Consider the following 9546-nt stretch of genomic DNA (forward strand, 5'->3'; position numbering starts at 1 on the left):
TCACCACCCCCCCACCCCCTCTCTTCCCCTCCTCCGCGCTATTCCGATCTGCTGGCCGTCGGTGGCTGATCGCGCAGTTCCCCGCGCCCCTGACGGGGCGCACCACAATGGGCCGTGCTGGGATGGCGCGTGGGGGCCGGCGGCGCCTGTGTGAGCCCCGGTCCCATACCCTCAGGAATGGGCGTGCCGTTGGTGCACGCCCATCGCCCGCAACGTCTCCGTTGCGGCCGAGCCGTTGGCGGTTCGCACCGCCTCCGCCCACGTGCGCTTGTACGTGCGGCATTCCTCGCAGGGCGGCGGCCGGTACGCCTGCAGCGCTGCCGTGAGGAGCCGGGCCTCGGTGCCGCTCAGCGGGTCGTAGATGGCGAGGTACACCTGCCCGTTCACGGGCGGCTGCGGTACGACCTCGACGGCACAGCCGTGCGCGCGGAACGCGTCGTGCAGGTCGCGGGCCGCCTGGGCGGCGGCCGCTCGGACGTGTGGGGGAGTGGGCATGGGGTACCTCGGTGGTGGGGTGTGTTCTCCGTTCCGGTGTCAGTGTCGGGGCGTGGGGCTACGCTCGCCAGGGGTAACGGCTTTCGCCGCCTCGACCCGAAAATTGGGGGCATGAACGGTGCCTGCACCCAAGGAACTTGACCCGTCGGTGTCCCTCCCCGCCCTGTACGGGGCGAAGATGCGCAAGCTGCGCATCCGGGCGGGCTGGACGCAGAGGCAGTTGGGCGACATGATCCCTATTGCCCACAGTCGTATTGCTCAGTACGAACTGGGCAACGAGATCCCGACCAAGGACGTCTCGGATCAGCTGGACAAGCTCCTGGGGGCGGACGGCGACTTGCGCGACCTTTGGGATCACATCAAGCGGTTCCCGCCGACGGACGCGTATCGCAAGTACAAGGACTACGAAGCCAGGGCTGCCGCCATCCACAAGTACCTGGCCCACTGTGTGCCTGGGTTGTTGCAGACTCCGGCGTATGCCCGTGAGCTGATGCGTCACGCGTTGCCATGGTGTGGCCCAGGTGAAATCGAGGAAAAGGTAGCCGCGCGGATGGCGCGACAAGCCGTCCTGGCCAGGGACGTTCCTCCACTGCTGTGGGCCGTGCTCGACGAGGCGGTGATTCGCCGTTGGGTCGGTGGCGCTGCAGTCATGCGTGAACAGTTGGGGCGCCTGTTGGAGGCTGCTGCGTCACCGAACGTCGAGGTGCAAGTTCTACCGTTCGCGGCGGGTTGCCATGCCGCCATGGGTGGTTCGGTGACGGTGTTGTCCTTCGACAACTCCCCGGATGTGGTGTACCTCGAAGGCTCACCGTCCTTGACCGGCATCGTGCGGGATCGCAGAGAGGTGGCGCAACACTCCTATCGGTACCACCTCGTACATGCAGCCGCGCTTTCAACGACCGCGTCTATCAAGCACATTGAAATGGCAATGGAGGAATTCGGCAGATGAGAGCCGACCTGAGCAGCGCGAACTGGCGCAAGTCCACGTACAGCAGTGGCCAAGAGGACTGCCTGGAGATAGCCGACAACATACCCGGCGGCGAAGCCGCTATAGCCGTCCGCGACAGCAAGAGGGCCCCCTCAGGCCCCGCCCTGCTCCTCCCGCACGTGGCCTGGGCCAAGTTCGTCCGCACCCTCTGAAAGAGGCACCGTTTCCGTCGGCGCCTCCCCGAAACGCGCCAGCGCCAGCGCCCCCAGCACCGCGAGCACGAACCCCGCAACCGCCAAGGGTGCGAGCCCTTCCCGGGTGCGGTCGCCGAGCCAGATGACGCCCACCAGGGAGGGGCCGAGGGTCTCGCCGATGACCATGCCGGCCGTGGCCGCCGTCACGGAACCCCGCTGCAGTGCGGACGTCAGCAGCAGGAACGCCGAACCGCCGCCCACCAACACCGCATAGGCCGCAGGGTTGGTGAGCACCGCCGCAGGCGACACGTCGTCGACGAGCCGCACCGCGACCTCGACCACCCCGAAGCCGACGCCCGCGCCCAGCCCGAGCACGGCGGGCCGTGCCCGTCCGGGGAGGCGCCCACCGGCGGCACCGATGGCCAGCACGGCGAAGCCCACGCACAGCGTGCCCACCTTCAGGGCCATGGACCCCGTCTCGTGCCCCTCCGCACCGGAGGCGAGGCCGAGCAGCCCGAGCCCGCCGCACACGGTGAGCACGGCGGCCCACTCGATGCCGCTCAGGCGGGTCCGCAGTACCCGCGACGCGGTCACCGCGGTGACCGCCAGACTCGAAGCCAGCGCAGCGCCCACCGCGTAGATCGGCAGCAGCCGCAGCGCGGCGACTTCGAGCACGAAGCCGAGCGCGTCGAGCGCGAGCCCGGCCACGTAGCGCCACTGCCGCACCACCCGCATCAGCAGCACGGCGTCGACGCCGGACCCGCTGCCCGGGGCCGTGGCGCGAGCCGCCACGGCCTGGAGGACGGAGGCGGTGCCGAAGCAGACGGCGGTGCCGAGAGCGCAGAGCATTCCGAGGATCACGGGACCGACTCTAGGGGTGTCGGAGGGCGGGTCTAGGGTGGGCCGCACTCTTCAGTACACGGGGGCGAAAAAAGATGGGACAGTCAGGACAACCACGTCGCTGGCGGTCGAGCACGGTCATACTCGGCGGAATGGGTCTGCTCGCCACGGCCCTGACGTCCTGCGGTTCGGAGCCGGACAAGCGGTGCGTCGACCCGAACAGCTATGACGTGTCCAAGGGTTACAAGGTCCTGGACAGCAAGGCGTGCAAGGACAACAAGGGCGGCGGGGCCACGGGTGGCGGCGGGGCCGGCCGCTGGTACTACGGGTCGGACCGTTCCAGCGGGTATGCGGACCGCGGCACGTTCACGAAGAGCCAGGCCGTCAACCGGGGCGGTTTCGGCTGCTCGGGCCACGGCGCGGGCGGCTGAGCGCGATGCAGCGGCACCGCATCGCACCGCGCCCGGACTGGCAGGCGACGGTCGAGGAGCAGGGGCTGATCTATCCCCTGTGCCGGCACCCGGACGGTTCGCTGCGCCCGTACTGGGACGAGAGCGCGTACTACTCCTTCACGCTGCCGGAGGTCGAGGCGCTGGAGGCGGTGGTGGCGGAGCTGCACGGGATGTGCCTGGAGGCGGCGGGCCACATCGTCGAGAAGGAGCGGTTCGCGGAGCTCGGCATCACGGACCCGCGGCTGGCGGCGCTCGTCGCGGAGGCATGGGTGCGCAGTGACGAACTCCCTTCCCTCTACGGGCGGTTCGACCTGCACTACGACGGGCGCACGGGTGCGCCCGCCAAGATGCTGGAGTACAACGCCGACACCCCGACCTCCCTGGTGGAGGCGGCGAGCGCGCAGTGGTTCTGGATGGAGGACCGGTTCGGGGACGTGCCGGGCACCGACCAGTGGAACTCGCTGCACGAGCGGCTGGTCGACGCGTGGCGGCGGCAGGCGCCGCTGCTGCCGCCGGGCGCGCCCGTGCACTTCGCGCACTCGGCGGGGGACGAGCTGGGCGAGGACCTGATGACGGTCGCGTACCTGCGCGAGACGGCCGGGCAGGCCGGCATCGCGACGGAGGCGATCTCGATGGAGGACATCGGCTGGGACCCGCTGTCGGGCCGCTTCGTGGACAAGTCGCTGCGGTTCATACGGGCCTGCTTCAAGCTCTACCCGTGGGAGTGGCTGGCGACGGACGAGTTCGGTCCGCACGTGCTGGACACGCTCGACAACGGCGGGGGCACGGGCTCGACGCTGTGGATCGAGCCGGCGTGGAAGATGCTGCTGTCCAACAAGGCGCTGCTGGCGGTGCTGTGGGAGCTGTTCCCGGGGCACCCGAACCTGCTGCCGGCCTATCTGGACGGCCCGCGGGAGCTGGCCCGTACGACGGGGTACGTGGCCAAGCCGCTGCTGGGGCGCGAGGGCGCGGGCGTCACGCTCCATGCGCAGGGCGCCCCGGACCCGGTGGTCCGGGACGAACCCTGCTGCTACCAGGAGCTGGCCCCGCTGCCGGACTTCGACGGCAACCGTGTGGTGCTGGGCGCGTGGACGGTGGAGGACGAGCCGGCCGGGCTGGGCATCCGCGAGTCGGCGGGTCTGATCACGGACGGGTACGCGAGGTTCGTCCCGCACGTGATCGCCCCGTAAGGGGCGCGGGGAACTGCGCGATCGACCACGACGCGCCCGCAGACGACGTGCTAGTGGCCACCGCCCAGCAGCCCGCCGAGGAGCGGCACGTTCTGGAGCGCACCGAGGAGCGGCGCGAGCGGCCCGCCGTCGGGTGCGCGCTCCGGGCCGCCCTCCTCCTCGCCCCCGTCGGGCGAGGGCATCGGCGCCTTCTTGGCCGCGGGCTTGGCCGCAGGCGCCTTGGCCTGCGGGGCGGCTTGCGGCGCCGCCTGCGGAGCAGGTGCCGCCTCCGGTGCGGTGAGCTCCTTGTCGAGCTCCCGGATGTCGGAGGCCTTCGGCAGATCGGCCTGCGCGTTCAGCGCCACGGCCTCGGGGACGATGGGCCGCGCGGCCGGAGCGTCGGCCGCCGCCGCGTCCAGCGGGGCGACGGCGGCGACGGACAGGGCGGCGGCCAGGGGGGCCAGTGCGTAACGGAGGCGCATGGGAGGTTCTCCTTCGGCGCGAATCGACAAGCTTCGCAAGGAGAACGAACCGGGACAGTCCGGGTCACCGCTGCACGTGCACCAGGTGTCCGTCGGGTGCGTCCGTGAGCGACGGGCGCCCCGGAGCGGGGCCCGGGAGGGTAGCCGGTGCCACGAGAGGGCGCTGCGGGCCTGTCGGCACTGGCCTCGAACGTGTGAAGCGGCGTGGGGGCGGAAATCCCGCCGGAGGTACGTTCGCCGAGTGAGCGACGAACACCGTGCGCAAGCGGTACGCGCGGATACTGTGTATGCCCCGTGGTGCACAACCTCTTGCGCACAGCACACCAACCCGCAGCGTCGAGGAGAGTGGCGAAGATGGCCCGTGCGAAGTCGTTCGTGATGCACATGACGGGAGGCCCCGTCGAACTGCCCTCGACCATCCTGGGCATCCGCGAAGCCCTGCCAGCCGAGATGCGGGAGGGCTTCAACACGGAGGTCGAGCAGGCCGAGGCTGCCGATCTTCCGCTCCTGCTGGCCCGTTGGGCCATGAGGATCCCCACCGATCAGGACGCTGCCGAGGCCGAGTTGGCCGATCGCGTCAGGGCCGGGGACTTCTCGGGCGTGACATTCGACAGTGAGAGTGACGACGCGTGGAGGAGCGCCGGTTGAGTGCATACCGTGTGGCCTGGACCGACGAGGCCCGGGCGGGGAGGGACACGATTCCGCCGGAGCGGAAGAAGGCGTTCAACGACGGTATGGCCGCATTGGGGGCCGACCCGTACGGCTGTGGATCGTCGGCAGTCGGAGGGGATCGGAACCGGCGGGACAGCGCTGTCGGGGGCGTTGCGATCGTGCGTTACGAGGTGAGCCCCGATCCGCAAGTTCTCACGATCACCGTGCTGCGGCTGATCACCCTGGGCTGATTGTGCGGCGCCGCCGGGCCCGCGCCCCCGCCAAGGCCCGGCAGCGTGACCGTAATTAAGCCCCGTCAGCCCCCCAGCACCGCCCGCAGCTGTTCCAGGCCCCAGTCCAGGTCCTCCTTGGAGATGACCAGCGGCGGCGCGATGCGGATCGTCGAGCCGTGGGTGTCCTTCACCAGCACCCGGCGTTCCATCAGCCGCTCCGAGATCTCCCGTCCCGTCCCGTGCGACGGGGCGATGTCCACGCCCGCCCACAGGCCGCGGCCGCGGACCGCGGTCACCGCGCCGGAGGCGGTCAGGCGGTTGAGTTCGCGGTGCAGGTGGTCGCCCAGTTCCGTCGCCCGGTCCTGGTACTCGCCGGAGCGCAGGAGGGCGATGACCTCCAGGGCCACCGCGCACGCCAGAGGATTCCCCCCGAAGGTGGAACCGTGTTCGCCGGGCCGGTAGATGCCCAGGACATCCTTCGACGAGACCACCGCGGAGACCGGCACCACGCCGCCGCCCAGCGCCTTGCCCAGCACGTACATGTCGGGCACCACGCCCTCGTGCTCGCACGCGAACGTCTTTCCCGTGCGGCCCAGGCCGGACTGGATCTCGTCCGCGATGAAGAGGACGTTCCGCTCGGCCGTCAGTCTGCGCACCCCCGCCAGGTAGCCCGCGGGCGGCACCAGCACCCCCGCCTCGCCCTGGATCGGCTCCAGCAGCACGGCCACCGTGTGCTCGTCGACCGCGGCCTCCAGCGCCGCCAGGTCGCCATAGGGGACGATCTCGAAGCCGGGGGTGTAGGGGCCGAAGTCGGCCCGCGCCTCCGGGTCCGTCGAGAAGGAGACGATCGTGGTCGTGCGCCCGTGGAAGTTGTTGTCCGCCACGACGATCTTCGCCCGGCCGTCCGGCACGCCCTTGACCCGGTAGCCCCACTTGCGCGCGGTCTTCACGGCCGTTTCGACCGCCTCCGCACCGGTGTTCATGGGGAGCACCATCTCCATGCCGCACAACGCGGCCAGCTGTGCGCAGAAGTCGGCGAACCGGTCGTGGTGGAAGGCCCGTGAGGTGAGCGTCACCCGGTCGAGCTGGGCCTTGGCCGCGTCGATCAGACGGCGGTTGCCGTGCCCGAAGTTGAGGGCCGAGTAGCCGGCCAGCATGTCGAGATAGCGGCGGCCCTCGACGTCGGTCATCCATGCGCCCTGCGCGGTCGCCACCACGACCGGCAGCGGGTGGTAGTTGTGCGCGCTGTGCTCCTCGGCGGCGGCGATGCTGCGTTCTGTGGACGTCAACACGTGCTCCGTTCGGGTCGGTGCATGCTGCTGCCGCCTTTTCTACACCCCTGTCGCCCACCGTCGGCCCGAGTCCGCCGCCGCACCTGAGAGAATGTGTGCATGGCCCTTGATCGTCCGCGCGCCCTGTCCGGTATCCAGCCCACTGCAGGCTCGTTCCACCTCGGGAACTACCTCGGTGCCATCCGCCAGTACGTGGCTCTGCAGGAGACCCACGACGCCTTCTACATGGTCGTCGACCTGCACGCGATCACCGTGCCGCAGAACCCGATGGAGCTGCGCGCCAACACCCGCATCGCCGCGGCCCAGCTGCTGGCCGCCGGGCTCGACCCGGAGCGCTGCACCCTCTTCATCCAGAGCCACGTCCCCGAGCACGCGCAGCTCGCCTGGGTGATGAACTGCCTCACCGGCTTCGGCGAGGCCTCCCGCATGACCCAGTTCAAGGACAAGTCCGCCAAGCAGGGCGCCGACCGCACCACCGTCGGCCTGTTCACGTACCCGATCCTCCAGGTCGCCGACATCCTGCTCTACCAGGCCGACTCCGTGCCGGTCGGCGAGGACCAGCGCCAGCACGTCGAGCTGACCCGCGACATCGCCGAGCGCTTCAACGGCACCTACGGCCAGACCTTCAAGATCCCGTCCGCGCACATCGTCCGCGAGACCGCGAAGATCTACGACCTGCAGGACCCGACGGCCAAGATGAGCAAGTCGGCCTCCACCACCAAGGGCCTGATCAACCTGCTCGACGAGCCCAAGGTCTCGGCGAAGAAGATCAAGAGCGCGGTCACCGACACGGACACCGTGATCCGCTTCGACCCCGAGCAGAAGCCGGGCGTCAGTAACCTGCTCACCATCTACTCCACGCTCACGGGCACCGGAATCCCGGAACTGGAGGAGAAGTACCAGGGCAAGGGCTACGGTGCGCTCAAGACCGACCTCGCCGAGGTGATGGTGGAGTGGGTGACCCCGTTCCGCGCCCGTACGCAGGAGTACCTGGACGACCCGGAGACCCTGGACGCCGTCCTGGCCAAGGGCGCGGAGAAGGCCCGCGCCGTCGCGGCCGAGACGCTCGCCCAGGCCTACGACAAGGTGGGCTTCCTGCCCGCCAAGCACTGAGGCCGTTGGTCCCCCGGCCCCCGGGACCAGGGAACCTGGCCGCGGACCCGGCACAGCCGCCACACTGACCACGGGCACATACCGGTGCACAGGAGCAGCAGGAGGGAGAACGCAATGGGAACCGTGACGCTCGGCGTTTCGATCGCGGTCCCGGAGCCGTACGGCAGCTTTCTCCAAAAGCGCCGGGAGGGCTTCGGGGACCCGCACGCCCATGGCATTCCCACGCACGTGACCCTGCTGCCGCCCACCGAGGTCGACGCGTCGTCGCTGCCCGCGATCGAGGAGCACCTGGCCGGGGTCGCCGCCCAGGGCCGGCCCTTCCGCATGCGGCTGTCCGGGACGGGCACGTTCCGCCCGCTGTCGCCCGTCGTCTTCGTCAACGTGGTCGAGGGCTCGTCCTCGTGCGCCTGGCTGCAGAAGCGGATCCGCGACGGGTCGGGCCCCGTCGCGCGCGAGCTGCAGTTCCCGTACCACCCGCACGTGACCGTGGCGCACGGCATCGCCGAGGAGGCGATGGACCGGGCGTACGCGGAGCTCGCGGACTACGAGGCGGAGTGGACGACGGGCTGCTTCGCCCTCTACGAACAGGGGGAGGACGGTGTGTGGCGGCTGGAGCGGGACTTTCCCTTTCGCGGATCCGCGCCGGCCGTGACGCCCGCCGTGCCGCGGCAGGGCGGCTCACTGCTGCCGGGAGCCGCACCGCAGGTGCCCTGAATCGGGTAGAAGAGCCCGCATGGACCGGCTCACCCAGCTACCCGTCATCGGCCCCGCCTACACCCGCCTGACCCGCACCCACGCCTGGCACGCCTACGAGACCCTCACCCGGGTCAAGTGGAACCGGCTCGCCGCCACCATCACCTTCACCAGCTTCCTGGCCCTCTTCCCGCTCATCACCGTCGGCGCGGCCGTCACCGCCGCGCTGCTCAGCGAGAAACAGAGCAAGGACCTCCAGCACCGGATCGCCGAGCAGGTGCCCGGGCTCGACCTCGGGTCGCTCACGAACAACGCCGGCACCGTCGGGCTGATCGCCGGAGCCCTGCTCCTGCTCACCGGGATCAACTGGGTCGGCCAGCTGCGCGAGTGCCTGCGGGCCGTGTGGGAGCTGGAGGAGGACCCCGGGAACGTCGTCCTGCTCAAGCTCAAGGACGCGGCCGTGCTGCTCGGCCTGGGGGCGGTCGCCCTGGTGTCCGTCGGCTGTTCCGCCTTCGCGACCGCCGCCGTCGGCTGGGTCGTGGAGCACACGGGCGTGGGCGGCGGCTCCTTCCTCACCGCCGCCGGGTTCTGCGCTGCCGTGCTGGCCGACTTCCTGCTGATGCTCTACGTGCTCTCGCGGCTGCCCGGCGTGCACCCGGAGCGCCGCCGCCTCGCCGTGGCCGCGCTCATCTGGGCCGTCGGCTTCGAGGTGCTCAAGCTCGTGCTGAGCGGCTATCTGCGCGGGGTGGCCGCCAGGAGCATGTACGGGGCCTTCGGCACGCCGGTCGCGCTGCTGCTGTGGATCAGCTTCACGGCGAAGCTGACGTTGGCCTGCGGCGCGTGGACGGCGACACGGCGCACCCCGTAAGCGGGGCGCCCCGTCAGGGGCGCGGGGAACTGCGCGACCAGCCCCCACCGGCCTGCAGCCGACGCACCACCCCAGGGGTCCGGGGCGAAGCCCCGGGGACCTCGACTGCGGGAGCGTCGTGGCTGATCGCGCAGTT

Annotated in this window: 13 protein-coding genes; 9 read left to right on the plus strand and 4 right to left on the minus strand. The window is 70.5% G+C overall.

The genetic code is table 11. From position 1 onward, the window contains the following. Positions 1-171: 171 nt before the first annotated feature. Positions 172-495: a hypothetical protein gene (locus ACWD4B_RS33695; RefSeq protein ID WP_451424340.1), complete on the minus strand. Its 324-nt coding sequence runs from the start codon at positions 493-495 to the stop codon at positions 172-174. 178 nt (positions 496-673) lie between these two features. On the opposite strand from ACWD4B_RS33695, the gene ACWD4B_RS33700 reads away from it, so the two are divergent. Both ACWD4B_RS33700 and ACWD4B_RS33705 read left to right on the plus strand, forming a co-directional pair. After that, positions 674-1444, plus strand: a complete 771-nt coding sequence (locus ACWD4B_RS33700; protein ID WP_451424341.1) for a helix-turn-helix domain-containing protein — start codon at positions 674-676, stop codon at positions 1442-1444. Then, positions 1441-1635, plus strand: a complete 195-nt coding sequence (locus ACWD4B_RS33705) for a DUF397 domain-containing protein (RefSeq protein ID WP_451424342.1) — start codon at positions 1441-1443, stop codon at positions 1633-1635. Before ACWD4B_RS33700 ends, ACWD4B_RS33705 begins: the two co-directional genes overlap by 4 nt. On the opposite strand, the gene ACWD4B_RS33710 is transcribed toward ACWD4B_RS33705, so the two are convergent. Continuing rightward, positions 1576-2466, minus strand: coding sequence for a hypothetical protein (locus ACWD4B_RS33710; protein ID WP_451424352.1), 891 nt, complete (start codon positions 2464-2466; stop codon positions 1576-1578). The genes ACWD4B_RS33705 and ACWD4B_RS33710 overlap by 60 nt on opposite strands. A gap of 86 nt (positions 2467-2552) precedes the next feature. On the opposite strand from ACWD4B_RS33710, the gene ACWD4B_RS33715 reads away from it, so the two are divergent. Then, a complete protein-coding gene (locus tag ACWD4B_RS33715) occupies positions 2553-2888 on the plus strand; it encodes a hypothetical protein (protein ID WP_451424343.1) in 336 nt (111 codons plus the stop codon). A gap of 5 nt (positions 2889-2893) precedes the next feature. Beyond that, positions 2894-4099 carry a glutathionylspermidine synthase family protein gene (locus ACWD4B_RS33720; RefSeq protein WP_451424344.1) on the plus strand — a complete coding sequence of 402 codons (1206 nt, stop codon included), beginning with the start codon at positions 2894-2896 and terminating at the stop codon, positions 4097-4099. A gap of 50 nt (positions 4100-4149) precedes the next feature. Here the strand turns inward: ACWD4B_RS33720 and ACWD4B_RS33725 are convergent, their stop codons facing one another. After that, a complete protein-coding gene (locus tag ACWD4B_RS33725) occupies positions 4150-4560 on the minus strand; it encodes a hypothetical protein (protein WP_451424345.1) in 411 nt (136 codons plus the stop codon). 345 nt (positions 4561-4905) lie between these two features. Here ACWD4B_RS33725 and ACWD4B_RS33730 point away from each other — a divergent pair, with 345 nt between their 5' ends. Together ACWD4B_RS33730 and ACWD4B_RS33735 are read left to right on the plus strand one after the other, a co-directional pair. Further along, a complete protein-coding gene (locus tag ACWD4B_RS33730) occupies positions 4906-5208 on the plus strand; it encodes a hypothetical protein (RefSeq protein WP_451424346.1) in 303 nt (100 codons plus the stop codon). Between the two features lie 11 nt (positions 5209-5219). Then, positions 5220-5462, plus strand: coding sequence for a hypothetical protein (locus ACWD4B_RS33735; protein ID WP_451424347.1), 243 nt, complete (start codon positions 5220-5222; stop codon positions 5460-5462). 65 nt (positions 5463-5527) lie between these two features. Here the strand turns inward: ACWD4B_RS33735 and rocD are convergent, their stop codons facing one another. After that, positions 5528-6733 carry an ornithine--oxo-acid transaminase gene (gene rocD, locus ACWD4B_RS33740; RefSeq protein WP_451424348.1) on the minus strand — a complete coding sequence of 402 codons (1206 nt, stop codon included), beginning with the start codon at positions 6731-6733 and terminating at the stop codon, positions 5528-5530. A gap of 102 nt (positions 6734-6835) precedes the next feature. Here rocD and trpS point away from each other — a divergent pair, with 102 nt between their 5' ends. From trpS to ACWD4B_RS33755, 3 genes are all read left to right on the plus strand, one after another. Next, on the plus strand, positions 6836-7849 hold the full coding sequence (trpS, locus tag ACWD4B_RS33745; RefSeq protein WP_451424349.1) for a tryptophan--tRNA ligase: 1014 nt from the start codon (positions 6836-6838) through the stop codon (positions 7847-7849). A gap of 114 nt (positions 7850-7963) precedes the next feature. After that, positions 7964-8563, plus strand: coding sequence for a 2'-5' RNA ligase family protein (locus ACWD4B_RS33750; RefSeq protein ID WP_451424350.1), 600 nt, complete (start codon positions 7964-7966; stop codon positions 8561-8563). Between the two features lie 19 nt (positions 8564-8582). Next, positions 8583-9410, plus strand: a complete 828-nt coding sequence (locus tag ACWD4B_RS33755; RefSeq protein ID WP_451424351.1) for a YihY/virulence factor BrkB family protein — start codon at positions 8583-8585, stop codon at positions 9408-9410. Positions 9411-9546 lie beyond the last annotated feature (136 nt).

This window comes from Streptomyces sp. NPDC002536 (assembly GCF_053594995.1).